Genomic DNA, 26,165 nt, shown 5'->3' with positions numbered 1-26,165 from the left:
CGCCGGGCCCCGTCACGACCTGAACCACCGCACCTTTCACCAGACTTACGAGAGTCCGCCATGTACGAGCTGTCCCGGGTCCGCCTCTACTCGATCGGTCCTGCCGGTGCGCGCTACGCCGACACCGTGCTTGACCTGCGGGGCGTGGGCGAGCCCGTGCCCGACCCGGCGCCCATGCAGGCGGAGTTCTTCGAGGCGGAACCGGTCGGCCCGCCGCGCCGCCCCGCGCCCGCGGGCGTGCTCTTCCTGGAGAACGGCGGCGGCAAGTCGGTCCTGCTCAAGCTGATCTTCTCGGTGATGCTGCCCGGCCACCGCAACACCCTCGGCGGCGCCAGCTCCGGCGTGCTGCGCAAGTTCCTGCTCGCCGACGACTGCGGACACGTGGCGCTGGAGTGGCAGCACGTGCAGACCGGCGAGTGCGTCGTCGTCGGCAAGGCCAGCGAGTGGCGGGGGCGGCAGGTATCCAACGACCCGCGCAAGTTCGCCGAGGCCTGGTACTCCTTCCGGCCCGGACCCGGACTGAGCCTGGACAACCTGCCGGTCGCCGAGGCCACCGCCGTGCGGCCGCCCGTCGAGGGCACCTCGGGCGCCCAGGGCCGGCGCCGCACCATGAAGGGCTTCCGTGACGCCCTGACGGAGGCGGGCAAGGCCTACCCGCACCTGGAGGTGCACTGGGAGGAGATCCACGACCGCTGGATCGAGCACCTCGGCGACCTCGGCCTCGACCCCGAACTCTTCCGCTACCAGCGCGAGATGAACGCCGACGAGGGCGAGGCGGCCGGCCTCTTCGCGGTCAAGAAGGACTCCGACTTCACCGACCTGCTGCTGCGCGCGGTCACTGACACCCGCGACACCGACGGCCTTGCCGACCTCGTCAGCGGCTTCGGCAACAAGCTCGGCCGGCGCGCCGAGCTGATCGCCGAACGGGACTTCACCGCCGGCTCGGCCGACCTGCTCGGGCGCATCGTCGAGGCCGCCGACACCCGCGCGCGTGCGCGTGACGTCCACGCCGGTGCCGAGCGCCGCACCCGCACCCTCGCCCGGCGGCTGTCCGCGCGGGCCGTGCGGGAGCGGGTGCGGGCCGCCGACCTCGCCCAGCGCGTCACGGCCGCCGCCTACGCCGTCACGCACTCCGAGGGCGGGCGGGAGCGCAGCGCGCTCACCGCCGCCGAACTCGCCTACCGGCACGCCTCCCTGGCGCTCGCCGCCGCCGAGAAGTCCGCCGCCGCGCAGAAACGCGAGCTGGCCGACGCCCGCACCCTGCACTCCGCCTGGCAGGCCGCCGAGGCCGTGCTGCGGCACCGGGCCGCCGCCGACCGCGTCGCGCGCGTGTCCGCCGCCATCCAGGAGGCCGAGCGGGACGCGGCACCCGCGCTCGCCGCCCGCGCCAAGGCCGCCGTGGACCTCGTACGGGCCCTGCACACCGCCGCCGAGAGCGCCGAGACCCTCGCCAACGAGGAGGAGGAGCGCTCCGCCGCCCTCCAGGAGGTCGGCGACTGCGCCCACCGCGACTCCACGACCGCCGCGACCGAGGCCCAGCGAGCCCGCAGCGAGGCCGGGCATCTGCGCCAGCGTCTCACCGAGGTCGAGCAGGAGACCGCCGAGGCGGTCCGCGCGGGCTGGCTCGACGACAGCGCCCCCGACGCCGACCCGGCCCGCGCCGCGCTCGCCGCCAGCGACGCCGAGAAGACCGCGGTGGCCGCCTGGGACGCGGCCCGCGAGGCCGCCCGCAAGGTCACCGAGCACGCGCGCGAGGCGGCCTCCGCCGAGTCCCGGGCGGAGCTGACGGCGGCCCGCGCGGCCGACGCGGCGGCCGCGGCCGCGCGCGCCCACGAGGCCGAGCAGCGCCTCGCCGAGTCCCTGGCCGCCGAGGAACGGCTCGCGGAACTGCTGAGCCTGCCCGGCACCCCGAGCAGGGCACGCGTGCCCGGCCCGCGCACCGACACCGACGACGACACGCGCGTCACGGCGGCCACGCAGGCGCGCCCCGCAGCCGACGGCCCGCTGCGGCCCGAAGAACTCGACCGGTTCGCGGACGAGTTGCGCGCACTCCTCGACGACGCCGTGACGACCGCCGAACGGCACCTGTTCGAACTGCGCACCGCGGCCGCCGACGACGCCCGGATCCTCGGCGCACTCGGCGACGGCGGGCTGCTGCCGCCCGGCCCGGACGTGCTGGCCACCGTGGAGTTCCTCGGCGAGCACGGCATCCCCGCGCTGCCCGGCTGGCGCTACCTCGCCCAGTCCGTCGACCCCGCCGACCACGCGCGCGTGCTCGCCGCCCGGCCCGAACTCGTCGACGGCGTGATCATCACCGACCCGGACACGCACGCGCGCGCCCGCGACGCCCTCGCCGACGCCGCCCTGCTGCCCCGTTCGACCGTCGCCGTCGGTACGGCCGCCGCCCTGCTCGCCCCGCCCCCCGCCACCGACGCCTCCTCGAACGACGTCTTCCTCGTGCCGCCGAACCCGGCCATGCACGACGAACTCGCCGCCGACGAGGAACGGCACGCGCTGCGCGCCCGGGCCACCGAGCGCGACGAGGAGATCCGCACCCTGGCCGCCCGGCTGGGCCAGGACCGCGAGCTGGCCGCCCGGCTCGCCTCCTGGCGCACCGGCTGCCCCGCCGGACGCCTCACCGAACTCGCCGGGGCCGCCCAGGAGGCCGGCGAGTTCGCCGAGGAGGCCGAGGCGGAACTGGCCGAGGCGCGCACCGCACGCGCCGAGGCCGAGGAGGCCGCCGCCGAGGCCGCCCAGCTGCGCGACGAGCGTCAGGAGGCCGCGCAGAAGGCCCGCCGCGCCGCCGACGCCCTCGCCGGTCTCGCCTTCCGGCTCCGTGAGCGCGCCGGCTGGCAGGTCAGGCTCCGCGAACTCGCCGACGAGGCCGCCGAGTCCGAGGCCCGCGCCCAGGTCTGCCTGGACCGCGCCCGCGCCGCCGACGAGGACCGCCGCGCCGCCCAGCGCGCCGCCGACGACGCCCGCCGTACCGCCCGCGCGCTGCGCGCCGAGCGCTCCGAGATCGCCGGCGCCCCCGACGACGTACCGGTGGAGGACGTGGACGCCCCGAAGGCGGCCCTGCCCGCCCTCCGCGAGGCCTACCGGGCCGCCTCCCAGGTGTACGAGAAGGTCGGCGTCGGCGCCGACCTGCGGGCCGAGCAGGCCCGCGCGGAGAGCGACGAGAGCGCCGCCCGCGCCGAACTGGACCGGCTCACCAACAAGGTGCGCACCCGCGCCGAGCAGCTGCTCCAGTCGCCCGACGGCTCCGACGGCCCCTCCCGGCAGGCGGCCGCCGCGCGCGCGGAGGAGCTGGTGCAGCTCCTGGAGACCCGTATGTCCACCGCGAGCGAGCAGCTCGGCCGGCTGCGCGGCGAGGCCGAGCGCCACGCCCCCGAGGACGGCGAGGCACACACCGAGCTCCCCGAGGAACTGGTCCCGCGCGACGCCGAGCACGCCCAGGCTCTGCTGCGCACCGCGACGGGCGAACTGACCTCCCGTACCGAGGCGTTGGCCCAGGCCCGCGACGCGCACGCCGAGCTGCTGGACGCCCACTGCGGCGCCGAGGACGCGGCCGGCGGCTTCGACGAGATCGCCGCCATGCTCCGTGACCTGCTGCGCGAGCACGCCCCGGAGGAGGACGCGGAGGAGCCGGATCCCTACCCGGGCAGCCTGGAGGACGCCCGGCACTCCGCCGCCGAGACCCGCCGCTCGCTGCGCGGCTGCGCCGGCGACCTGTCCGCCGCCGAGGCGGCCGTGCGCGAGGCGAGCGACGTCCTCGTCCGGCACGCCAACTCCACGCGCTACGAGCAGGTCCGCACCCCCGCCCGCCAGCAGATCCGTGAACTGCCCGCCTCCGCGCTGCCCGAGCACGCCCAGAAGTGGGCCGACGCCTTCGCACCCCGGCTGCGCGTCCTGACCGACGAACTGGCCCAGCTGGAGCGCAACCGCGACTCGATCGTGGACCGGCTGCGCGGGCTGGTGGAGTCCGCGCTCGCCACGCTGCGCTCCGCCCAGCGGCTCTCCCGGCTGCCGGAGGGGCTCGGCGAGTGGTCCGGGCAGGAGTTCCTCCGCATCCGCTTTGAGGAACCGGACCAGCTCACGCTCACCGAACGCCTCGGCGAAGTCATCGACGAGGCCACCCGCGCGGCCGTGAAGAAGAACTCCGACCTGCGCCGCGACGGCATGTCCCTGCTGCTGCGGGGCGTCGCGGCGGCCCTCCAGCCGAAGGGTGTGGCCGTCGAGATCCTCAAGCCCGACGCCGTGCTGCGCGCCGAGCGCGTCCCCGTCGGACAGATGGGCGACGTGTTCTCCGGCGGACAGTTGCTCACCGCCGCCATCGCGCTGTACTGCACGATGGCCGCCCTGCGCTCGAACGACCGGGGCCGCGAGAAGCACCGGCACGCCGGCACGCTGTTCCTCGACAACCCGATCGGCCGCGCCAACGCGACGTACCTGCTGGAACTCCAGCGGGCCGTGTCCGACGCGCTGGGCGTGCAACTGCTCTACACCACCGGCCTGTTCGACACGACCGCCCTCGCCGAGTTCCCGCTGGTCATCCGGCTGCGCAACGACGCGGACCTCCGGGCGGGTCTGAAGTACATCAGCGTGGAGGAGCACTTGCGGCCCGGGCTGCCCCAGCAGGCCCAGGCCGGAGAAGCGGTGCGCAGCGAGATCACGGCGACGCGGATGTTCAAGAAGCCGGCATGACGGTCATGCGGTGAGGCGGGGCCGCGCCGGGTCAGGGGTGGGACAGCTGACCGGCGCCGCCCCGCCTGCGTATCCGCTCCTGTTCGCGCAGGGCCGCCCGCTCCCGGCGCCGGCGCGCACGGCGCTCGCGGCGCAGGGCCCGGGCGGTGCTGCTCGGCTCGGAGACCACGCCGTTGCGCTGGTTCCACACCTGGCGGGTGACCCACACGTCGACCGCCGCCCAGGTGGCCACCACCGTGCTCACGACGCTGCTGATCACCATGGGGAAGGCCGGCCAGGACCCGGCCATCGTGCACAGGAAGGCCACCATCGCCTGGATCAGCGTCACCGCCATGATCAGGACCGCCCGCACCGCCGCCGTCCGCACCGGATCGGGCAGCGGGTGCCGCTTGGCCGGCTCCTCGATCCACAACGGCCGGTACCCCGGCTGGCGTTCCTCCTCGGCCGGCCCTCCGACGTGCCCGCGCACCGGAATGTCGCGATCCGGCTCACGCTGCCCGCGTGTCGCCGCCGGGCGCTCCGCCACGCGCTCGGATGGCGCCTCGCGCCCCTCCGCCGTCCCCATCACCCTTGTCACTCCCCACCGCCGGCACACCGCTCGCCCCGGAGTACCAGGACTCCGACTCCCCAGTGGCTGCCCGGCTTGCGCAGTTTTACGCCGCCGAGGTCAGAGATGCGGCACCTGTGGCCCATTCCGCACCCATTTCCCGAAGACCTCCCACAGACAAGGACGAACGAGATCGCCGGAAGATTCCCCACCAGCGAAAAAATCCGGCCAACCACCTGGCCGTGACGCCGTGGTCGGTGCGGGGCCGGCCGCTCGATCGCGGGTGCAATCTCCCGCAATGCCCGGACAACTCGGCATCTCTTGCCGCCGGAGCGGAAGTTCGCCCTCCGGACATGTCTTCGAGTTAACTGTGAGGCGGTAGTAGGCTCGCGCCGTTTGTTGACACACAAGTGCACCCCCGGCCGGCGGGGGTCGAGCTGGGGGAGGCCATGCGCTTTCGCGGGAAGTCGATCCGCCGGAAGATCGTGGCGCTGCTTCTCGTGCCGCTGGTGTCCCTCACCGCCGTCTGGGCCTTTGCCACGGTGATCACAGGGCGCGAGGTCGCCCGGCTGTTCCACGCCACCGACGTCGTCAAGGACATCGGCTATCCCACCGAGGACACCGTCCGCGCACTGCAGCAGGAGCGCCGCCAGACCCTCGTCTACCTCGCCGACCCCCGCGCCGCCGACGCGCTCGCCGCGCTGCAGCGCACGCGCATCGCCACCGACCAGGCGATCGTCGAGGTCCGCAAGAACGCCGGGGCCCACGACATCTCCGACGGCATGAACGCGGCCGAGAACGAACGCCTCACCAACGTCCTGGACGCCTTCGACGGCCTCGACTCCCTGCGCCGCGGCGTCGAACAGGGCACGGTCAGACGAGCCCAGGCACTCGACCTCTACAACCGCCTCGTCGACCCCTGCTACACGCTGCTCGACGGCCTCGACGGCGTGGACGACGTCGGGCTGGACAAGCAGGCCCGCGCGCTGGTCAACGTCACCCGCGCGCGCGAACTGCTCTCCCGCGAGGACGCCCTGCTCGGCTCCTCGCTCGTCGTCGGCACCCTCACCCGCGACGAGACCCGGGACATATCCGACCTGGTCGCCCAGCGCACCCTCCTGTACGACATCAGCCTGCCGCTGCTGCCCGTCGGCGAGCGCGCACGCTACGAACGTTTCTGGCGGGACGCCACCACCGCACCGCTGCGTACGGCCGAACAGTCCGTCATCGCCACGGGCTCCGGCACGCCCCGCGACGTGACGGCCAAGAGCTGGGACGCCGCCGCGGCGGGCGTCCTGGACGAACTCGGCACCCTGGACGACCATGCGGGCGACCGCTTCCAGCACCGCACCCGCCCCGTCGCCCTGACCATCATCTTCCAGGCGGCCGTACCGGGCGTCCTCGGGCTGATCGCGCTGCTGTTCTCCCTCTTCGTGTCGGTCCGGGTCGGCCGCAGCCTCATCCGTGACCTGCGCCAGTTGCGCCTGGAGGCGCACGAGGCCTCCGGTGTCCGGCTGCCCAGCGTGATGCGCCGGCTGTCCGCCGGTGAACAGGTCGACATCGAGACCGAGGCGCCGCGCCTGGAGTACGACAAGAACGAGGTCGGCGAGGTCGGCCAGGCCCTCAACACCCTTCAGCGCGCCGCCGTCGAGGCCGCCGTCAAACAGGCCGAACTGCGCGCCGGTGTCTCCGAGGTGTTCGTCAACCTCGCCCGCCGCAGCCAGGTGCTGCTGCACAAGCAGCTCACCCTGCTCGACACCATGGAACGCCGGACCGAGGACACCGACGAACTCGCCGACCTCTTCCGTCTGGACCACCTCACCACCCGCATGCGCCGGCACGCCGAGGGCCTGGTGATCCTCTCCGGCGCGGCGCCGTCGCGGCAGTGGCGCCGCCCCGTGCAGCTGATGGACGTCGTCCGGGCCGCCGTCGCCGAGGTGGAGGACTACGAGCGCGTCGAGGTACGGCGGCTGCCGCGGGTCGCCGTCACCGGACCGGCCGTCGCCGACCTCACCCACCTCGTGGCCGAACTCCTGGAGAACGCCACGGTGTTCTCACCCCCGCACACCGCCGTGCAGGTCCTCGGCGAGCGCGTCGCCAACGGATTCACCCTGGAGATCCACGACCGGGGACTCGGCATGACCGCCGAGGCGCTGCTGGACGCCAACCTGCGCCTCGCCGAGACCCCCGAGTTCGAACTGTCCGACACCGACCGGCTCGGCCTCTTCGTGGTCAGCCGCCTCGCCCAGCGGCAGAACGTCCGGGTCTCCCTCCAGCCCTCGCCGTACGGCGGCACCACCGCCGTCGTGTTCATCCCCGACGCGCTGCTGAGCGACGACGTACCGGACACGAACGGCCTCGGCTTCCGCCTGGACCGGGACCGCTCGGCGAGGGGGCCGGGACAGGCCCTGAGCCGCTCCGCGCCGCCGGCGCAGTTGCCCGCGCTCCAGACCTCCCTGCTGGACGGCCCCGTCGAGCTGGAGTCCCCCGTCGATCTCGACGCCCTCGACGACTTTCCCGGCGTGCTCGGGGACGAGGACAGCGAGCGCGGCGGACTGTTCCGGCACCGGCGCTCCCGCCCCCGCGACGAGGACAGGGCACCCGCCCCGGCCGCCGAGAGCCTGCCGCGTGACCCGGCCGGTGACCGCGGCCCCGTGCCGCCGCCGCGCCGTCAGCCGCCCAAGCTGGTCAGCTCGCACGGCAAGCCCGTCACCGACCAGCGCCCCCGCGCCGACTCCGACCAGGAGCCCGCCGCCGGCTCCCGCCGCCCCGAGGCGGGCGGGCCGGCCCCGCTGCCCACCCGGCGGCGCGGCGCGACCGTCCGGCGCACCGGCGAACCCGCCGAGCGTGTCGAGGACGGCCGCCCGTCCCGCCCCGGCGCCGACGACGCGTCGCCCGGGATTCCCGCACTGCCCCGGCGCACCCGGACGAAGGGGACGGCCGCGAGCGGTCCCGGCGCCGCGGCCCCCTCGGACGAGGCACCCCGGCGCGGCCCCCGCGCCGCCCTGCCCACGGGCGGCGCCGCGCCGCGGCCGGGCGACACAGCCCCGCCTGCCGGCGCCGCCGCCCGACCCGGCAGCGATACGGCCGGATCCGACGGCGATGCGGCACGCCCCGGCGACCCGGCGCCGCCGAGCGGCGAAGGCGTCGTCACCCGCGCGGACGCGGCCCCGCCGCGCGACGGGACCCCAGACCTCACCTCCGGTGCCGCGGCCGCCCGGCCGGACGCGGCACCGGACGGCAGCGGGCCGTTGCCCCGGCGGGTGCGCCAGGCCAGCCTGGCTCCCCAGCTGAAGCAGGACACCGCACGACGCGCCGACCGGACGGGACCGCCCGCCGACCGCGACGCCGAAGAGGTCCGCAGCCGGATGGCCTCGCTCCAGCGCGGCTGGCAGCGCGGCCGGGAGGAGAACGCCGCGGGCGAAGAGTCCGGCAACGGCACAGCACCAGGAACGACTAAGGGGGACGGTCGATGACCGCACCGAAGGCCACCGGCCACACGACGACCGACAAGGGCGAGCTGAACTGGCTCCTGGACGACCTGGTCGACCGGGTCGCCAGCATCCGCAAGGCCGTCATCCTGTCCGGTGACGGCCTCCCCATGGGCGTGTCGAAGGACCTGACCCGGGAGGACAGCGAGCATCTGGCCGCCGTGGCGTCCGGGTTCCACAGCCTCGCCAAAGGCGTGGGCCGCCACTTCGACGCGGGCAGCGTCCGCCAGACGGTGGTCGAGCTGGACGACGCCTTCCTGTTCGTCACCGCCGCCGGTGACGGCAGCTGCCTCGCCGTCCTTTCGGACGCCGACTCCGACGTCGGGCAGGTCGCCTACGAGATGACCCTGCTGGTCAAGCGGGTCGGTGCGCATCTGGGTACCTCGCCGCGCACCGATCTGCCCGCAGGCGGGTAGTGAGATGACATGAGCACAGACGGTCAGGGAAGAAGCCACTGGTTCGACGACGAGGCCGGCCCGGTCGTCCGTCCCTACGCCATGACGCGCGGCCGGACCACCGGTCCGGCCCAGCACCGCCTCGACCTGATCGCGGTGGTCGTCACGGAACCGGACGTCGGCGACGCGGAGGCCGACCCGACGCTCTCGCCGGAGCACGTGGCGATCGTGGGACTGTGCCGGGACGAGCCGCAGTCGGTGGCCGAACTCGCCGCGGAGGTCGACCTGCCGATCGGTGTGATCCGGGTGCTCGTCGGCGATCTCGTGCACGCGGAACTCGTCCGTGTGTCCCGCCCGATACCCCCGGCCGAGCTGCCGGACGAGAGCATTCTGCGCGACGTGATCAACGGCCTGCGGGCCCTGTGACCGTCCCCCCGACCCCTCAAGCAGGAGAAGAGACCGATGATCTTCGGGCGTTCTGAGCGCGGCAAGCCCCCGGTCGAGCCCGTCACGCTCAAGATCCTGGTGGCCGGCGGCTTCGGCGTGGGCAAGACGACACTCGTCGGCGCCGTCAGCGAGATCAGGCCGCTGCGCACCGAGGAACTGCTCACCGAGGCCGGCCGCCCGGTCGACGACGTCAGCGGCGTGGAGGGCAAGCACACCACCACGGTGGCCATGGACTTCGGCCGCATCACCCTGCGCGAGGACCTGGTGCTGTACCTGTTCGGCACGCCCGGGCAGGAGCGGTTCTGGTTCATGTGGGACGAGCTGTCCGAGGGTGCGCTCGGCGCCGTCGTGCTCGCCGACACGCGCCGCCTGGAGGACTGCTTCGCCGCCGTCGACTACTTCGAGCGACGCTCCATCCCCTTCCTCGTCGGCGTCAACTGCTTCGAGGGTTCGGCCCGTTACCCCGGTGACGCGGTCCGGCAGGCCCTCGACCTGGACGACGACGTCCCCGTCGTCCTGTGCGACGCGCGTGACCGCGAATCGGTCAAGGAGGTGCTCATCGGCGTCGTCCAGCACGCGATGCACCACGCGGCCGACCACCGCGAACCTGCCATCGGCTGACGACGGACACGACCCGTACCCCCGCCGACCGGGGCACGGGCCGTGGTCCGGTGAGAAGCACGCGCGCGTACGGCGAACAGCACGCGCGTGTACGGAGATTCCGTACGCGCGCGTGGCCTCTACGCGCCGTCCCCGGCACCCTCCTCCAGCCAGCCGAAGCTCTTCTCCACCGCCCGGCGCCAGTTCCGGTACTCGCGCTCACGCGCCGACGCCTCCATCGCGGGCGTCCACTCCGCGTCCTTGCGCCAGTGCGACTTCAGCTCGTCCAGGTCGTTCCAGACGCCCGTCGCCAGACCGGCCGCGTACGCGGCACCCAGGCAGGTCGTCTCCGACACCCGCGGGCGGATCACCGGCACCCCGAGGACGTCCGCCTGGTGCTGCATGAGCAGGTTGTTCTTCGTCATGCCGCCGTCGACCTTCAGGGTGCTGATCCGCACCCCGGAGTCCTGGTACATCGCGTCCACGACCTCCCGCGTCTGCCAGCTCGTCGCCTCCAGCACCGCGCGCGCGAGATGTGCCTTCGTGACGTACCGGGTGAGGCCGGTGACGACCCCGCGCGCGTCGGCGCGCCAGTACGGCGCGAACAGGCCGGAGAACGCGGGCACGATGTAGGCGCCGCCGTTGTCGTCCACGCTCGCCGCCAGCGTCTCGATCTCGTCGGCGGTACGGATGATCCCGAGCTGGTCGCGGAACCACTGCACGAGCGCGCCCGTTATCGCTATGGACCCTTCCAGGCAGTACACCGGCGCCTCCCCGCCGATCTTGTAACCCATCGTCGTCAGCAGCCCGCTCTTGGACGGCACCGGCCGGTTGCCGGTGTTCAGCAGCAGGAAGCTGCCGGTCCCGTACGTGTTCTTCGCGGTGCCGACGTCGTAGCAGGCCTGCCCGAAGACAGCGGCCTGCTGATCGCCCAGCGCCGCGGCCACGGGCACCCCGGCCAGCTGCCCGACCGCCGTGCCGTAGACCTCGGCGGAGGACCGGATCTCGGGCAGCAGCGCCGCGGGGAGGTTCATGGCGGACAGGATGGCGGGATCCCACTGGAGGGTGTCGAGGTTCATGAGCAGGGTGCGGCCGGCGTTGGTGACGTCGGTGACGTGCCGGCCGCCGTCCGTGCCGCCGGTGAGGTTCCAGATCAGCCAGGAGTCGATGGTTCCGAACGCGATCTCGCCGCGCCCGGCCCGCTCCCGCAGCCCCGGCACGTGATCGAGCAGCCAGGCCGCCTTGGGCCCGGAGAAATAGCTGGCGAGCGGCAGCCCGGTCCGCTCGCGGAAGCGGTCCTGGCCGTCCGTGCCGCCGAGTTCGGCGCACAGTGCCGCGGTACGGGTGTCCTGCCAGACGATGGCGTTGTGCACGGGCTTGCCCGTGGCGCGGTCCCACAGGACCGTGGTCTCCCGCTGATTGGTGATGCCGAGCGCGCTCAACTGGTCGGCGCGCAGCCCGGCCTTGGCCAGCGCCCCCGCCACCACGGCCTGCACCTTGGCCCAGATCTCGGTCGCGTCGTGCTCCACCCAGCCCGGCTTGGGAAAGATCTGGCGGTGCTCACGCTGGTCGACGGCGACGATCGCGCCGCCGTGGTCGAAGACGATGCAGCGGCTGGACGTGGTGCCCTGGTCGATGGCGGCGACGTACTTCTCGGCGGTGTCCGTCATGGCAGTCCCTGGGTCGCTGGTGTGCGGGGTCGCTGGGTGGGTCGCTGAGGCGTGCGGGGGTCGGAGAAGGGCGTGCGGGGATCAGGACGTACGGGATCGGGGCGTACCCGGACGCCGGGGCGGTACGGGGGTCAGAAGGCCGCGTTGTAGAGGAGGCCGGCGAGTGTGCCGCCGATCAGCGGGCCGACCACCGGGACCCAGGCGTAACCCCAGTCGGACGTGCCCTTGTGGGGGATCGGCAGGAGGGTGTGCACGATGCGCGGGCCGAGGTCGCGGGCCGGGTTGATGGCGTAGCCGGTGGGGCCGCCGAGGGAGAGTCCGATGCCGACGACGAGCAGCGAGACGATCAGCGCGGTCGTGCCGGACTCGCCGAGCCCCTTCGTCTGCCCGAAGGCGAGGACGGGCAGCACCAGCGCCATGGTCGCGATGATCTCGGTGATCAGGTTGGCGACCGGGTTCCGGATCTCCGGGATGGTCGAGAAGATGCCGAGCGTCGCCACCGGCCCGTCGGCCTCGCCGTCGCCCTCCTCGCGGACATTGGCCTGGAACTGGGCGAGGTACACCAGATAGGCGAGTACGGCGCCGAGCATCGCGCCGACCAGCTGGCCCAGCAGGTACACCCAGACCTTGCCCCACTTGCCGGTGTCGATCGCGATGCCGAGGGTGACCGCGGGGTTGAGCTGGCCTCCGGAGAGGGGCGCGGCGGTGTACGCGCCCGCGAGGACCCCGAAGCCCCAGCCGAACGCGATCACGATCCAGCCGGAGGCCCGCGCCTTGGAGTGTCTGAGGGTGACGGCGGCGCAGACACCGGCACCGAACAGGATCAGGATCGCGGTGCCGATGACCTCGCCGACGAAAATGTGCCCGTTGCTCATGGCGGCTCCCTTGGCGCAGGTTGGGGGGCGCGTCGCCCCGGGCCTCCGTGCAGGAACGGTTCCCTTGATGACTTCGGCCGACGGCGGGGAGCAGGACGGATCGATGGCACGGTGCCTGATAACGCCGAGAATGTGCGGCGATGTCGGCCGACACCGGGAAGTGTTCACCGGTGTTCCGGGGGCGTCAAGGTTGCCGACGGCGACGGTGACACCGGCGCACCCGTCACATGCGTGGCTCAAGGGCCGTATACGACGGGGGTGTTCACAGTCCGGGCTCCGCGGCCGCGTACCCGGCCTGCGCCGCAGCCGCCCCCGTGCCGCCGCGCCGCACCTCGTGACCGGCGGCTCCGGCGCGCCCGAGGACCCAGCTCGCGCCGCGCAACGCCTTGGCCTCCTTCTTCAGCGGTGCGAGCTGGGCCGCGGCCTGGCGATGGTCGCCCACGCTGCCCGGGACGCACACGACGGTCGCGACGGAGAGCGTGACCGGCCGGCCGCCCGCCGACCACGGCGCGTCGAGCACGCCGGCGACCACCGGACCGAGTGTGTCCTCGTCGGCCAGCACCAGGAAGTCGTCCCCGCCGATGTGGCCCACGCGCGCGTGCCCCACGACCGCCTGCTGGAGCGCGCGGCCCACGGACCGGATGAGCTCGTCGCCCGCGGCGAACCCGGCCCCGTCGTTGACCTGTTTGAAATGATCGATGTCCAGCCAGCTGAGCGCGAAGGTCCGCCCGTCCGCGATCCACCGGTCGACCTCGGTCGTGATCGCGTCCGAACCGGGCAGCCGGGTCAGCGGGTTGAGCCCGGCCGCCTCCTCGACCCTGCTCTCGGCCAGGGCGCGCACCAGGTCCGCGAGCCGTACCACCCCCACGCAGCGCTCGCGCGCGTCGACCACCGCCACATCGTCGGAGGTCCGGTCCCGGCCGCCGATCGCGACCACGTCCAGCACCTCCCAGGCCGTGGCGTCCACGCCGACCGTGCGGGGCGCGTCGCCCAGCTTGAACGCGGGCCGGTCGGCGTACAGGGCGTGGCCGTAGCGGGCGGACATCGACAGCAGGAAGCGCGAGCGGTGCACCGACCGGACGGGCCGGCCGGCCTGGTCCACCAGCAGCACGCCGGAGACGTCCGGCGACCCGGTCAGCAGCGCCCGTACCTGCCCCGCCGACGCGGTCACCGGCAGGACGGCGGCCGGGCGCACGAACTCCCGCACGGAGGGCACGGACGGCCCGGACCGGGGCACGCTCACGGCACCGGGGGAGCGCGGCGGAACGTACACGTCCGCGGCCGGGATCCGCGCGGGCGGCGCGAACAGCTCGCCCTGGGCCAGCTGGGCACCGGCCGAGAGCGCCGCCGCACACTGGAGCTCGGTCTCGACCCCCTCCACCGCGACCAGGGCGCCCAGTTCCTCGCACAGCGTCCGCATCGCCCGCACGGCGGCGGGCCGGGCCAGCAGCGAGCTGTCGAGCTTGACCAGGTCGGGGGAGAGGTCGTTGAGCAGCCGCAGTGGTATGTCGCCGTCGCCGATGCCGTCCGCGCTGATCCGGAACCCCTGTTCGCGCAAGGCCGCCACCGCCTCCAGCAGCGCCCGCTGCGGCACGTGCGTGTACGGCGGGACGATGTCGAGCGTCACCTCCCAGGGCATGCGGCCGGTCGCGCGCACGGCGTCGTGCAGCGGGGTGAGCCCGCCGAGATCGGCGAGCGTCGCCGCGAACACGTTCAGGTGCAGCGGCAGCAGCGTCTCCTTGTGCGTCGCCGCCCGCAGGGCCAACACCGTGAGTCTGCCGTCGAGTTCGGGATCCCGGCGGGCCTCGGCAAGGACGTCACCCGTTTCCGGGCGGGCGAGCGTCTCCAGTGCGGCGACCGCGCCAGTCCTCAGGTTGACCACCGGCTGGAAGGCGAAGCGGAGAGTATCCGTCCAGGAGTGCACGGGAGCATGATTGCGCCGCCCGGGCGTGCCCAGGCGCAGTTCATGAGACGTTCACACAGGATTCCGGCGTGATCACAGAGCGTGGAAAACCTCTGTGCCACCACGCCTCACACGCCGCTCTGCTTCCGTCTCCTTCACCGCACCGCGATCACCGACGAGCCGTGCCCGAACAGCCCCTGGTTGGCGGTGATTCCCACGCGGGCCCCCGCGACCTGCCGATCGCCCGCGGTGCCTCTCAGCTGCCAGGTCAGCTCGCAGACCTGGGCGATGGCCTGGGCCGGCACCGCCTCCCCGAAGGAGGCGAGTCCACCGCTGGCGTTGACGGGTATGCGCCCGCCCGGGGCCGTCACGCCCTCGCGCAGCAGTTTCGCGCCCTCGCCCGCGCCGCACAGCCCCAGGTCCTCGTACCACTGCAACTCCAGTGCCGTGGACAGGTCGTAGACCTCGGCGAGGGACAGGTCCTCGGGGCCGATGCCCGCCTCCTCGTAGGCCGCGCGCGCGATGGACGCGCGGAACGTCTCGCCCGGCGGCTCCACCGCGACTGCGGAGTCCGTGGCGATGTCCGGCAGGTCCAGCACCGTGTTCGGGAAGCTCGGCGTCACCGTGGACACCGCGCGGATCCGCACCGGCCGGCGCACGCCGTGCCGGTGCGCGAAGCCGACGCTGGAGAGGACCACGGCCGCCGCGCCGTCGGAGGTGGCGCAGATGTCGAGCAGCCGCAGTGGATCGGCGACCACCGCGGACGCGGCGACCTCCTCGGCGGTGACCCGCTTGCGGTACCGGGCGTACGGATTGAGTGCCCCCAGGGCGGCGTTCTTCACCTTGACCAGCGCGAAGTCCTCCGGTGTGTCCCCGTGCACCGCCATACGCCGGCGCGCGTACAGCCCGAAGTACACCGGATTCGTCGCGCCCAGCAGCCGGAAGCGCAGCCAGTCCGGATCGTCGGGACGGTCCCCGCCCGCGGGCCGGAAGAAGCCCTTGGGCGCGGCATCGGCCCCCACCACGAGGACGACCTCCGCGAGCCCGGCGAGGATCTGCGCCCGCGCGGCGGCGATCGCCTGCGCCCCGGACGCGCACGCCGCGTACACGCTCGCAACCCGCGCTCCCTGCCACCCCAGGGCCTTGGCGAACGTCGCCCCCGCGACGTACCCGGGATAGCCGCCGCGCACCGTGTCCGCGCCCACGACCGAGCCGACGTCCCGCCAGTCGACCCCGGCATCCGCGAGGGCGGCGCGGGCCGCCGCCGTCCCGTACTCCACGAAGGAGCGCCCCCACTTGCCCCAGGGGTGCATGCCCGCGCCGAGCACCGCCACGTCCCTCGTCATGCGCGCACCCCCGTCGGCCGCCAGTGCCAGATCGTCCGGGCCGTCTCCGCGTCCTCGTCGAGCACGCCGGGGACGGCCTCCACCTCCATGCCCACCGTCAGGTCGGCGACGGTGACCCCGGGAGCCGCCTGTCCGAGCACCACGATCCGTTCGGCCACCAGCTCCACAGCGATCAACGCGTACGGCTCCCACGGAAGTTCCGGATTGCTCACATAAGGTGACGGCGGTCGATAGCGGCTGTCCGTGTACGACCAGATATGCCCCTTACGCGACAGCGGAACCTCCTCCAGCGTGCCGCCCGCGCACTGCGGATTGCGGCAGTGCACGTCCTCGCGCGGGAAGAACACCGACCCGCAGGACGAGCAGCGCGTGCCCAGCAGCCGGAAATCCTCCCCCTCCCCCTCTCCGTCGAACCAGCCGGCGACCGCGGGTGTGCGTGTGTGCGGCAAGGTCCCTCCCCGGTGTTGAATCTGACGAAGCGTCAGAAGTGTGCCACCGGCAGCGGGAAATGGGCAGGGCGTCCGGGGGGAATCGCATCCGATCGCTTCCCCGCCGGAGCCCGGACCTGGTAGATGCAGGAGACATGACACGACTCACCGGTGCGGTCCGCGGCCTCGTCACCGCCCTCGCCACCCTGCTGGCCGTGGCCGTCACCCCCGCGACCGCGACGGCCGGGACGACGACGCGGTCCAAGGCGCCCAGGGACTTCGTCGCCCTGAGCACCGTCGATCCGACGATCATCCAGGAGATCCGCTACTTCACCCCGCACAACTTCGTCGGCGAGCCCGTCGACGGCTACCGGCAGCCGATCTGCATCCTCACCCGCCCCGCCGCCGAAGCCCTCCACAAGGCCCAGCTCGAACTGCTGCGCAAGGGCTACACACTCAAGGTCTACGACTGCTACCGGCCCCAGCGCGCCGTGAACGACTTCGTCCGCTGGGCCGAGGACCTCGGCGCCCAGTCGATGAAGGGCGAGTTCTACCCGAACGTCGACAAGACCCGGCTGTTCGAGGACGGTTACATCGCCGCGAAGTCCGGCCACAGCCGCGGCTCGACCATGGACCTGACGATCGTGAAGCTCCCCGCGCGGCCGACCCGGCCCTACCGCCCCGGAGAACCACTGGTGCCCTGCTTCGCGCCCAAGAACAAGCGCTTCCCCGACAACTCCGTCGACATGGGCACCGGATTCGACTGCTTCGACACCCTCGCGCACACGCTCGACCCGCGCATCCAGGGCGTGCAGCGTGCCAACCGGATGCTGCTCAAGAACACCATGGAGAGCCTCGGATTCGTGAACCTCGCCGAGGAATGGTGGCACTACACGTACCAGCCCGAGCCCTACCCGGACACCTACTTCGACTTCCCCGTCTCCTGGAAGTCGCTCCGCCGCGCCCCCTAGCGGACCATCGGAAGATCTCCCTCCGCCGATCGGATACAGTCCGCGCGTGTCCGAAACTCAACACCTAACTGTCAACTCCGGGCCGAACTCGCACTGTTCGAGCTGCGGAGCGCCCTATGGAGAGGGCGTCACCGGCTGGCCGCGATCCTGCCCGTCCTGCGGAAACGTCGCCTACCGCAACCCGCTGCCGGTCGCCATCGCACTCCAGCCCGTGTACGACGCCCAGGGCGCGGCCCTGATCGTCATCACCCGCACCATCGCCCCCGCGCGCGGAGGCATCGCCCTGCCCGGCGGCTACGTCGACGACCGCGAGGACTGGAAGCAGGCCGTCGTACGCGAACTCAAGGAGGAGACCGGCATCGAAGCCGCCGCCCGGGACGTGCGGCTCGTGGACGCCATGAGCTCGCCCGACGGCCACCTGCTGCTGTTCGGAGTCCTCCCCGAACGCCCGGTCCACGGCCTGCCGCCCACCGGCCCCACCGACGAGACCGAGGGCTGGCGGCTGCTGCGCCGGCCCGAGGAACTCGCCTTCCCGCTGCACACCGTGGCCGTGCGGGCCTGGTTCGAGGGCCGGTACTGAGCCGTCCGGTTCAGCCCAGCCCCCGCACCCGCACCAGGTAGGGCGGCTGTACCGAACCGTCCTCCCGCTCCCGGGTGACCACCACCGAACGGCCCTGCCGGCGGGCGACGTAGCGCTGAGTCTCCGGTTCCTCCCCGCCGTCGCCCGCGTCCGGTACGACCAGACCGCCCCCGGTCCGGCCCCGCGCGGGCGCCCACACCTCCAGCTCCACCTCGCCGTCCGAGCCGCGCACGGGAATCACCGCACCCGCGCGCGCGAGGACCGGTATCCGCGACAGCGGCGCGTTCACGTACACCTGCCCCGGTCCCTCGTACGCCTCCTCCGTCACCGTGTCGTACCAGCGGCCCCGCGGCAGCTGCACCGCCCGCCGCTTCACCCCCGGGTCCAGCACCGGCGCCACCAGGAGGGCGTCCCCGAGCAGAAACGTGTCCTCACAGCCGCGCAGCGCCCTGTCCTCCGGAGAACCCCACCACACCGGCCGCACATAGGGCGCGCCCGTCCGCCGGGCCAGATGCGCCAGCGTCACCCAGTACGGCAGCAGCCGCCGCCGCTCCAGCAACGCCACGCGCGCGTGCTCCAGCACCTCCGCCCCGAACTCCCAGGGCTCCCTGCGCCCCGCCCGCAGACCCGCGTGCGTACGGAACAGCGGCAGATACGCGCCGAGCTGGAACCAGCGCAGATACAGTTCCGGAGACGGGCTCCCGTCGAACCCGCCCACATCCGGACCCGAGTACGGCACCCCGCACAGCCCGAGCCCCAGCACCAGCGACAGCGACGCCCGCAGCCCCGGCCAGCCCGTCGCCAGGTCCCCCGACCAGGTGCCGCCGTAACGCTGCAGCCCGGCCCAGCCCGAGCGTGAGAACACGAACGGCCGCTCCTGCGGCGCCAGTTCGCGCAGCCCCTCGTAGCCCGCCCGGGCCATGCACAGCGCGTACACGTTGTGCGCCTCCCGATGGTCGCCGCCGCGCCCCTCCAGGCCGTGCCGGGCCGAACGCGGCAGGGTGGGCTCCCCGAAGGCACTGAACGACGTCGGCTCGTTCATGTCGTGCCAGAAACCCGCGAAGCCCTGCGCCAGCCGCTCCGCGTACAGCCCGCCCCACCACTCACGCACACGCGCGCGCGTGAAGTCCGGGAACACCGACTCCCCGGCCCACACCACACCCCGCACCTCGCGCCCGGAACCGTCCCGCACGAACGCGTCCAGCGCAGAACCGCCCTCGTACACGGCATTGCCCGGCGCCGCCTTCACCGCAGGATCCACGATCGACACCAGCCGGATCCCGTTCCGCCGCAACTCCTCCGCCAGCACCGGAAGCTTGGGGAACCGTTCCTGGTCGACGGTGAACACCTGGTGGCCGTCGTAGTGGTCGATGTCCAGGTGCACGGCATCCAGCGGCAGATCCCGCTCCTGGTAGCCCGCCACGATCCGGCGGACCTCCTGCTCGCTGCCGAATCCCCAGCGCGCGTGATGATGACCGAGCGCCCACGCCGGCGGCAACGCCGGCACACCGGTCAGCGAGGCCCACGTGGCCAGCACGCGCGCGGGAGTACCCACGATCACCCAGCAGCGCACCGGACCACCGTCCATCCGCAGCTCGCACCGCCCCACCCGGTCGTGCCCCGACCCGGCGCCCTCCTCGCCCTCCCGCAACACCACCGTGCCGTCCCACGTGGAGTCGTGGAACACCAGATGCGTGCCCGCGTCGGCCACCACGAGCTGCACCGGCATGGTCAGATACAGCGGATCCGCCTCGGGCCCGAACGCCCGGCCCCGGTCGGTGTTCCACAGCCGGTACGAGCCACTGCGCAGCCGAGGCCCGGACGCCCGCCCGCCCAGACCGAAGAACCGGGCGTCCGCCGCCACCTCCGAGCGCTGCAGCCACCGCGCCGTACCCCCGCCCACCGGCTCCCACCAGCGCGGCGGCAGATCGTGCCGCAGCGTCACCCCGCCGGGCGTGCACACCTGCACCGCGCCGTGCCGTGAGACGACGACCGTCACCCGCTCGGCGACCACCCGCCAGCCACCGTCCTTGTCCGGCTCCAGCACCGCCCGCGGATCCGGCTCCGGACAACTCCCGGCCAGCGCGTACGACGGCTCCGGACCCGCCCCGTCCCAGCCCCAGAACACCGCCCCGTTCACCGTGACCATGATCCGCAGCTCGGACCGGCCGAACCGGATGACACCGCCGCCCGGCCCCGGCTCCACACTCGCCACCTGCCCCGGGACCCGCGCCCGCTCGGCCCCCCGCCGCGGCAGCCCGGCAGCGTCGATCCGCCGCCTGCGCCACGCCGCACATACGGTGCGCAACCCCCGAAGCGCCCTCCCCGAACCGACCACACTCACCGAACGCACCAGGTCACGACCGTCCATGCTGCTCACCCTGCCACTGTGCGCCCCACGCGTGCGTGTCGTTCAACTGCCGTTCACCTGTGTCAGGGCCACATCTTCACGACACGGACTATGTGGGGCGAGCCCTGGTGCTGAAGTCGATCACATGGCATCGTCCCTGTCAGCCGCGTCACGCGCACACCCCAGCACGTGCGCGGACCGACGCCCACGACGCGCACAGCCCGGGAGCCGCCCCATGTCGACCGCGAACCCCCAGCCACTCTGGCAGCCCGATCCCCAGCAGATCGCCCGGGCCCGCATCACCCGGTTCCAGGCATGGGCCGCCGAACACCACGGCGCCCCCGCCGACGGCGGCTACCCCGCCCTCCACCAGTGGTCCGTCGACCAGCTCGACACCTTCTGGAAAGCCGTCACCGAGTGGTTCGACGTACGGTTCTCCACGCCCTACACGCGCGTGCTCGGCGACCGCTCGATGCCCGGCGCCCAATGGTTCCCCGGCGCCACCCTCAACTACGCCGAACACGCCCTGCGCGCCGCCGCCGACCGCGCCGACGAACCGGCTCTGCTACACGTGGACGAGACCCACGAACCGCGCCCCGTGACCTGGTCCGAGCTGCGCCGCCAGGTCGGCTCCCTCGCCGCCGAACTCCGCACCCTCGGCGTCCGCCCCGGCGACCGCGTCAGCGGCTACCTGCCCAACATCCCCCAGGCCGTCGTCGCCCTCCTCGCCACGGCCGCCGTCGGCGCCGTCTGGACCTCCTGCGCCCCCGACTTCGGCGCCCGCAGCGTCCTCGACCGCTTCCAGCAGGTCGAACCCGTCGTCCTGTTCACTGTCGACGGCTACCGCTACGGCGGCAAGGAACACGACCGCCGCGACACCGTCGCCGAACTGCGCCGCGAACTGCCCACCCTGCGCGCCGTCGTCCACATCCCGCTCCTCGGCACCGACGCACCCGCAGACGCCCTCGACTGGGCCGCCCTCACCTCGGCCGACATCGAGCCCGTCTTCGAACAGGTCCCCTTCGACCACCCCCTGTGGGTCCTCTACTCGTCCGGGACCACCGGCCTGCCCAAGGCCATCGTCCAGTCCCAGGGCGGCATCCTCGTAGAACACCTCAAGCAGCTCGGCCTGCACTGCGACCTCGGCCCCGAGGACCGTTTCTTCTGGTACACCTCGACCGGCTGGATGATGTGGAACTTCCTCGTCTCCGGCCTCCTCACCGGGACGACGATCGTCCTCTACGACGGCAGCCCCGGCTACCCCGACACCGGCGCCCAGTGGCGCGTCGCCGAACGCACCCGGGCCACCCTCTACGGCACCTCCGCCGCCTACGTCATGGCCTGCCGCAAGGCCGGTGTCCACCCCGCGCGCGACTACGACCTGTCCGCCGTGCGGTGCGTCGCCACCACCGGTTCGCCCCTGCCCCCCGACGGCTTCCACTGGCTGCACGACGAGTTCGCACAGAGCGGGGCCGACCTCTGGATCGCCTCCGTCAGCGGCGGCACCGACGTCTGCTCCTGCTTCGCCGGAGCCGTGCCCACCCTCCCCGTCCACACCGGCGAACTCCAGGCCCCCGGCCTCGGCACCGACCTCCGGGCCTGGGACCCGAGCGGCCACCCCGTCATCGACGAAGTGGGCGAGCTGGTCGTCACGAACCCCATGCCCTCCATGCCGATCCGCTTCTGGAACGACCCCGACGGCAGCCGCTACCACGACAGCTACTTCGACACCTACCCCGGCGTCTGGCGGCACGGCGACTGGATCACCCTCACCGCACGCGGCACCGTGATCATCCACGGCCGCTCCGACTCCACGCTCAACCGGCAGGGCGTGCGCATGGGTTCGGCCGACATCTACGAGGTCGTCGAGCGCCTCCCCGAGATCAAGGAGTCCCTCGTCATCGGCATCGAGCAGCCCGACGGCGGCTACTGGATGCCCCTGTTCGTCCACCTCGCACCCGGCGCCGTCCTCGACGACTCCCTCCTCGACCGGGTCAAGCAGGCCATCCGCGAACATCTCTCCCCGCGCCACGTACCCGACGAGATCATCGAGGTGCCCGGCATCCCGCACACCCTCACCGGCAAGCGCATCGAGGTCCCCGTCAAACGACTGCTCCAGGGCACCCCCCTGGAGAAGGCGGTCAACCCCGGATCCATCGACAACCTCTCGCTGCTGGACTTCTATGAGGAACTCGCCCGCAAACGCGCCTGAACCCACCCCGCACCACCTGCGCGAACACCCCCACCACCCGCGCTCCGTCCACCGGCGGCACCACCCGTTGTCAGTGCCGCCGGTTACGGTGAGTGAGCATTGATCGACTGCGCACTCTGGGGGAAACATGGCGCACACCGACGACCGGGCCATGCGACGCGTACTGCGCCGCGAGATCGCCGGCACCATCGGCCTGCTCACCGACGAACACGACTTCCGCGCCATGCGGCGCTACCGCAGCTTCACCTTCGACGACCACACCGCCTACCTCCGGCAGGTCGAGGCCCTCCTCATGGCCCGCGCCGCCCAGGGCAGCCACACCACCCTCGCCCTGTTCGACCCCGAGGACTACGCCGTGTACTGCGCGGACACCGGCCTTGACCCCGAAGCGCCGGCCAGCCGCACGAGGTTCACCGCCGAACTCGCGGCCACGGGCCCCACCATCCCCTACGACGGCCGGCCCCTCGCCACCCTCGTACCGGCCCTCGTGGACGAGGCCGTCCGCCAGGCCACCTGGGAGTACGCCACCACGCTCCTCTCCCGCCTCGGCCCCTGCCCCACCTGTGGCGAGGACATCGGCAGGGCCGCCTTCACCCGCGCCTCCGACCTCCTCGTCCGCATCCTCGACACCGCACCGCCCGGCGACCGACACCTCGTGACCAGCGTCTCCGGCCCACCGGACACCCTGATCTCCGTCCTCCACGCCGACCAGGACGCCGCCGGCGGAACCCGCCTGGACGAGGCCGAAGCCCTGGAATTCACCAGCGTCCTCGCGCTCGGCCTCGCCACCCGCAGCCCCGGCGGACTCGTCATCCGCACGAGCCGCCCCGGGACGCCCGACCGCGTCTACGGCTGGCGACTGCGCTGCGGCGAACTCGAACCCCTCACCGCCGCCGAGGTGTTCGACGCCTACTGCACCGACGTCGAATCCGGCGACATCATCTCCCCCGAGTCCGGCGTCGACTACGACGCGCCCCCCGACCTCGGAGAGGACGGCACGGCCCCGGACCACCACCACTGACCGCAGACACCGGACGCCGACACACGTCAGGGGCGCCCCACCCAAGGCGGGACGCCCCTGAACCGACCGCGCGAACGCGCCGCGACTACTCGCCGGACAGCACTGCCTGAGCAGCGCTCCGCGCCTCCTCGGCGCTGTCCGCGGCACGCGCCGCCGCCGCGGCCCGCTCGCACTGCGCCAGCGTGTGCTTCGCGAGCGTCGCCCGGACGTAAGGAATCGACGCCGAGCCCATGGACAAGGAGGTGACCCCCAGACCGGTCAGCACACAGGCCAGCAGCGGATCGGACGCGGCCTCACCGCACACACCACAGCTCTTGCCCTCGGCCTTGGCCGCCTCCGCGGACAGCGCCACCAGGTCGAGCAGCGCCGGCTGCCACGGGTCCTGAAGCCGGGAAACCGCACCCACCTGGCGGTCGGCCGCGAAGGTGTACTGCGCGAGATCGTTGGTCCCCAGCGAAAGGAACTCGACCTCCTGGAGGATCGAACGCGCCCGCAGCGCGGCCGACGGGATCTCCACCATCGCGCCGAACTTGGCCCGCAGTCCCGCCTCACGGCAGGCGTCCGCGAACGCCCTCGCGTCCGTACGGTCCGCCACCATCGGAGCCATGACCTCGAGGTAGACGGGCAGCCCCTCGGCAGCCCTGGCCAGCGCGGTCAGCTGCGTGCGCAGGACCTCCGGGTGGTCCAGCAGCGTCCGCAGACCCCGCACACCCAGCGCGGGGTTCGGCTCGTCGGCCGGAGTCAGGAAGTCCAGCGGTTTGTCCGCACCCGCGTCCAGCACCCGCACGACCACACGGCCCTCGGGGAACGCCTCCAGCACCTGCCGGTAGGCCTCCACCTGCTTCTGCTCGGAAGGAGCGTTCTTGCTGTCGTCCAGGAACAGGAACTCGGTACGGAACAGACCGACGCCCTCGGCCCCGGCCTCCACCGCGGCCGGCACGTCCGCCGGACCGCCCACGTTGGCCAGCAACGGCACCTTGTGCCCGTCCGCCGTCGCACCAGGCCCCGTGGAAGCGGCCAGCGCGGCCTTGCGCTCGGCGGCCGCGGCCTCCAGCTCCGCCTTCTTCGCCTCGGTCGGGTCCACGAAGATGTCGCCGGTGCTGCCGTCGACCGCGATCACCGTGCCCTCGGCCAGCTCACCGGCACCGGGCAGCGCCACGACCGCCGGCACACCCAGCGCCCGGGCCAGAATCGCGCTGTGGCTGGTCGGCCCGCCCTCCTCGGTGACGAAACCGAGCACCAGAGACGGATCCAGCAGTGCGGTGTCGGCGGGAGCCAGGTCCCGGGCCACGAGCACATAGGGCTGGTCGCTGTCCGGCACTCCCGGCATCGGAACGCCCAGAAGCCGGGCGACGATACGATTCCGCACGTCATCGAGGTCGGCCACGCGACCGGCGAGGTACTCACCCGCACCGGCCAACAGTTCGCGGTACGCCGCGAACGCGTCGTACACGGCACGCTCGGCCGTGCTGCCGACGGCGATCCGCCGGTCCACGTCGGCCATCAGCTCGGGGTCCTGCGCCATCATGGCCTGCGCCTCGAGCACGGCCTGCGCCTCGCCGCCCGCCAGATTGCCGCGCGCCGTCAGATCGGCGGCCACGGCGTCGACCGCCTGGCGGGCACGCCCCTGCTCTCGCTCGGCCTCATCCGCGGGGATCGACTTGGCCGGCGGCTCCAGCACCGCCGTACCCATGTGCCGAACCTCGCCGATGGCCACACCATGGCTCACGCCCACGCCTCGCAGCGTTGCTTCCATCTCACCCGTCTCCGATAGTGCGGCGGGTCCCGCCGCCGCGATGGTTGTGCTGAACGCCGCCGTGCGACGGCACTGCCGTCAGTTCCAGGTGAAGAGGCTGTCGCCGGCCTTCACGTCACCGCTGTCGCGGAGGTCGGAGAGGGACTCGGCGGTGGCTTCGAGCGCGACGACGGGGCAGACCGGCGACTTGCCGGCGGCCTCGACGGCGGCGGGGTTCCAGCGCACGACGGCCTGCCCGCGCTGCACGGTGTCGCCTTTGTTGACGAGCAGCTCGAAGCCCTCGCCGTTGAGCTGCACGGTGTCGATGCCGAGGTGGGTGAGTACGCCGTGCCCGTCTGCGTCGACCACGACGAACGCGTGCGGGTGCAGAGAAACGATGACGCCGTCCACGGGTGATACGGCCTCGGAGGCCTCACGCACGGGGTCGATGGCGGTACCCGGGCCGACCATGGCCCCGGAGAAGACCGGATCGGGCACGTTGGCCAGTCCGATGGCGCGTCCGGCAAGAGGGGACGTCACGGTGGTCATGGGAAGCCTCCCAGGAGTGGAGCTGCTTACGGGCCGCCACTGCCTGTCCCGGACGGCACTGAGCAGCAGCGTATGTCATAGGAAGTTGGGGTTCCGTATAGAAGCTACCAGCTAGTGGTCTAGACCACCAACCCAGTGGATTTGCACCGCGTTCAAGGCTCCGTGTACAGTCGTACTCCTGCTTAGGGCGGAGGGACGCGAAAGCGACCTCGCTCAGCAGCACCCAAACTTGTCAGATCCTATCTCCGGATCTCCATTCTGCGTGTCTGCGGAACGGTGGTCAGAGAGACGGAAAAACCCTGATAGAGTTTGAAACACCGAAGGGAAGCCCGGAGGAAAGC

At 72.8% G+C, this 26,165-nt stretch carries 18 protein-coding genes; 9 read left to right on the top strand and 9 right to left on the bottom strand.

Annotated features, from left to right (window positions below; genetic code table 11):
• Positions 1 to 60 precede the first annotated feature (60 nt).
• Entirely contained in the window at positions 61 to 4,704 is a 4,644-nt protein-coding gene (locus BIV25_RS27185) for a hypothetical protein (RefSeq protein ID WP_071375071.1), read from the top strand.
• Between the two features lie 31 nt (positions 4,705 to 4,735).
• Here the strand turns inward: BIV25_RS27185 and BIV25_RS27180 are convergent, their stop codons facing one another.
• Complete coding sequence (locus BIV25_RS27180) at positions 4,736 to 5,269, bottom strand: hypothetical protein (protein ID WP_071375070.1); 534 nt, start codon at positions 5,267 to 5,269, stop codon at positions 4,736 to 4,738.
• 431 nt (positions 5,270 to 5,700) lie between these two features.
• Between BIV25_RS27180 and BIV25_RS27175 the strand changes: the two genes are divergently transcribed.
• From BIV25_RS27175 to BIV25_RS27160, 4 genes are read left to right on the top strand one after another with little or no spacing between them, the layout of a single operon-like run.
• Positions 5,701 to 8,727: a nitrate- and nitrite sensing domain-containing protein gene (locus BIV25_RS27175; RefSeq protein ID WP_071375135.1), complete on the top strand. Its 3,027-nt coding sequence runs from the start codon at positions 5,701 to 5,703 to the stop codon at positions 8,725 to 8,727.
• Complete coding sequence (locus BIV25_RS27170) at positions 8,724 to 9,158, top strand: roadblock/LC7 domain-containing protein (RefSeq protein WP_071375069.1); 435 nt, start codon at positions 8,724 to 8,726, stop codon at positions 9,156 to 9,158. The genes BIV25_RS27175 and BIV25_RS27170 overlap by 4 nt, the downstream gene beginning before the upstream one ends.
• Positions 9,159 to 9,167: 9 nt before the next feature.
• The gene (locus tag BIV25_RS27165; RefSeq protein WP_071375068.1) at positions 9,168 to 9,563 is read left to right on the top strand and encodes a DUF742 domain-containing protein; all 396 of its coding nucleotides are present in this window, start codon (positions 9,168 to 9,170) and stop codon (positions 9,561 to 9,563) included.
• Between the two features lie 36 nt (positions 9,564 to 9,599).
• Entirely contained in the window at positions 9,600 to 10,205 is a 606-nt protein-coding gene (locus BIV25_RS27160; RefSeq protein ID WP_071375067.1) for an ATP/GTP-binding protein, read from the top strand.
• Positions 10,206 to 10,324: 119 nt separating this feature from the next.
• Here the strand turns inward: BIV25_RS27160 and glpK are convergent, their stop codons facing one another.
• The 5 genes from glpK to BIV25_RS27135 form a co-directional block, all read right to left on the bottom strand.
• Positions 10,325 to 11,854, bottom strand: coding sequence for a glycerol kinase GlpK (glpK, locus tag BIV25_RS27155; protein WP_071375066.1), 1,530 nt, complete (start codon positions 11,852 to 11,854; stop codon positions 10,325 to 10,327).
• A 131-nt stretch (positions 11,855 to 11,985) separates the two neighbouring features.
• Positions 11,986 to 12,729, bottom strand: coding sequence for an MIP/aquaporin family protein (locus tag BIV25_RS27150; RefSeq protein ID WP_071375065.1), 744 nt, complete (start codon positions 12,727 to 12,729; stop codon positions 11,986 to 11,988).
• Positions 12,730 to 12,991: 262 nt separating this feature from the next.
• Entirely contained in the window at positions 12,992 to 14,653 is a 1,662-nt protein-coding gene (locus BIV25_RS27145) for a GGDEF domain-containing protein (RefSeq protein ID WP_071375064.1), read from the bottom strand.
• 134 nt (positions 14,654 to 14,787) lie between these two features.
• A complete protein-coding gene (locus BIV25_RS27140; protein WP_071375063.1) occupies positions 14,788 to 15,978 on the bottom strand; it encodes a lipid-transfer protein in 1,191 nt (396 codons plus the stop codon).
• The gene (locus BIV25_RS27135; protein WP_071375062.1) at positions 15,975 to 16,427 is read right to left on the bottom strand and encodes a Zn-ribbon domain-containing OB-fold protein; all 453 of its coding nucleotides are present in this window, start codon (positions 16,425 to 16,427) and stop codon (positions 15,975 to 15,977) included. Before BIV25_RS27135 ends, BIV25_RS27140 begins: the two co-directional genes overlap by 4 nt.
• Before the next feature lie 134 nt (positions 16,428 to 16,561).
• Here BIV25_RS27135 and BIV25_RS27130 point away from each other — a divergent pair, with 134 nt between their 5' ends.
• Both BIV25_RS27130 and BIV25_RS27125 read left to right on the top strand, forming a co-directional pair.
• Entirely contained in the window at positions 16,562 to 17,377 is an 816-nt protein-coding gene (locus BIV25_RS27130; protein ID WP_079176919.1) for a M15 family metallopeptidase, read from the top strand.
• Between the two features lie 46 nt (positions 17,378 to 17,423).
• Complete coding sequence (locus BIV25_RS27125; RefSeq protein WP_071375061.1) at positions 17,424 to 17,957, top strand: NUDIX domain-containing protein; 534 nt, start codon at positions 17,424 to 17,426, stop codon at positions 17,955 to 17,957.
• 10 nt (positions 17,958 to 17,967) lie between these two features.
• Here the strand turns inward: BIV25_RS27125 and BIV25_RS27120 are convergent, their stop codons facing one another.
• Positions 17,968 to 20,328, bottom strand: a complete 2,361-nt coding sequence (locus BIV25_RS27120) for a glycoside hydrolase family 31 protein (RefSeq protein ID WP_079176918.1) — start codon at positions 20,326 to 20,328, stop codon at positions 17,968 to 17,970.
• A 214-nt stretch (positions 20,329 to 20,542) separates the two neighbouring features.
• On the opposite strand from BIV25_RS27120, the gene BIV25_RS27115 reads away from it, so the two are divergent.
• Positions 20,543 to 22,519, top strand: coding sequence for an acetoacetate--CoA ligase (locus BIV25_RS27115; RefSeq protein WP_071375059.1), 1,977 nt, complete (start codon positions 20,543 to 20,545; stop codon positions 22,517 to 22,519).
• Positions 22,520 to 22,646: 127 nt separating this feature from the next.
• Positions 22,647 to 23,540, top strand: coding sequence for a hypothetical protein (locus BIV25_RS27110; RefSeq protein WP_071375058.1), 894 nt, complete (start codon positions 22,647 to 22,649; stop codon positions 23,538 to 23,540).
• Positions 23,541 to 23,625: 85 nt separating this feature from the next.
• Here the strand turns inward: BIV25_RS27110 and ptsP are convergent, their stop codons facing one another.
• A complete protein-coding gene (gene ptsP, locus BIV25_RS27105; RefSeq protein ID WP_071375057.1) occupies positions 23,626 to 25,296 on the bottom strand; it encodes a phosphoenolpyruvate--protein phosphotransferase in 1,671 nt (556 codons plus the stop codon).
• A gap of 78 nt (positions 25,297 to 25,374) precedes the next feature.
• Complete coding sequence (locus BIV25_RS27100; RefSeq protein ID WP_071375056.1) at positions 25,375 to 25,824, bottom strand: PTS glucose transporter subunit IIA; 450 nt, start codon at positions 25,822 to 25,824, stop codon at positions 25,375 to 25,377.
• Positions 25,825 to 26,165 lie beyond the last annotated feature (341 nt).

The sequence above is a fragment of the Streptomyces sp. MUSC 14 genome (genome assembly GCF_001866675.1).
Lineage (GTDB): Bacteria > Actinomycetota > Actinomycetes > Streptomycetales > Streptomycetaceae > Streptomyces.
Note: the sequence above shows the minus strand (reverse complement) of the source record. Positions and strands in the feature narration are given on the sequence as shown.

Bases quoted from the DNA above. Each gene is read 5' to 3' on its own strand.
- BIV25_RS27180 (WP_071375070.1), bottom strand. From the start codon at position 5,269: ATGGGGACGGCGGAGGGGCGCGAGGCGCCATCCGAGCGCGTGGCGGAG.
- BIV25_RS27170 (WP_071375069.1), top strand. From the start codon at position 8,724: ATGACCGCACCGAAGGCCACCGGCCACACGACGACCGACAAGGGCGAG.
- BIV25_RS27100 (WP_071375056.1), bottom strand. From the start codon at position 25,824: ATGACCACCGTGACGTCCCCTCTTGCCGGACGCGCCATCGGACTGGCC.
- BIV25_RS27160 (WP_071375067.1), top strand. From the start codon at position 9,600: ATGATCTTCGGGCGTTCTGAGCGCGGCAAGCCCCCGGTCGAGCCCGTC.
- BIV25_RS27120 (WP_079176918.1), bottom strand. From the start codon at position 20,328: ATGGACGGTCGTGACCTGGTGCGTTCGGTGAGTGTGGTCGGTTCGGGG.
- BIV25_RS27150 (WP_071375065.1), bottom strand. From the start codon at position 12,729: ATGAGCAACGGGCACATTTTCGTCGGCGAGGTCATCGGCACCGCGATC.
- glpK (WP_071375066.1), bottom strand. From the start codon at position 11,854: ATGACGGACACCGCCGAGAAGTACGTCGCCGCCATCGACCAGGGCACC.
- BIV25_RS27165 (WP_071375068.1), top strand. From the start codon at position 9,168: ATGAGCACAGACGGTCAGGGAAGAAGCCACTGGTTCGACGACGAGGCC.
- BIV25_RS27175 (WP_071375135.1), top strand. From the start codon at position 5,701: ATGCGCTTTCGCGGGAAGTCGATCCGCCGGAAGATCGTGGCGCTGCTT.
- ptsP (WP_071375057.1), bottom strand. From the start codon at position 25,296: ATGGAAGCAACGCTGCGAGGCGTGGGCGTGAGCCATGGTGTGGCCATC.
- BIV25_RS27110 (WP_071375058.1), top strand. From the start codon at position 22,647: ATGGCGCACACCGACGACCGGGCCATGCGACGCGTACTGCGCCGCGAG.
- BIV25_RS27185 (WP_071375071.1), top strand. From the start codon at position 61: ATGTACGAGCTGTCCCGGGTCCGCCTCTACTCGATCGGTCCTGCCGGT.
- BIV25_RS27130 (WP_079176919.1), top strand. From the start codon at position 16,562: ATGACACGACTCACCGGTGCGGTCCGCGGCCTCGTCACCGCCCTCGCC.
- BIV25_RS27115 (WP_071375059.1), top strand. From the start codon at position 20,543: ATGTCGACCGCGAACCCCCAGCCACTCTGGCAGCCCGATCCCCAGCAG.
- BIV25_RS27140 (WP_071375063.1), bottom strand. From the start codon at position 15,978: ATGACGAGGGACGTGGCGGTGCTCGGCGCGGGCATGCACCCCTGGGGC.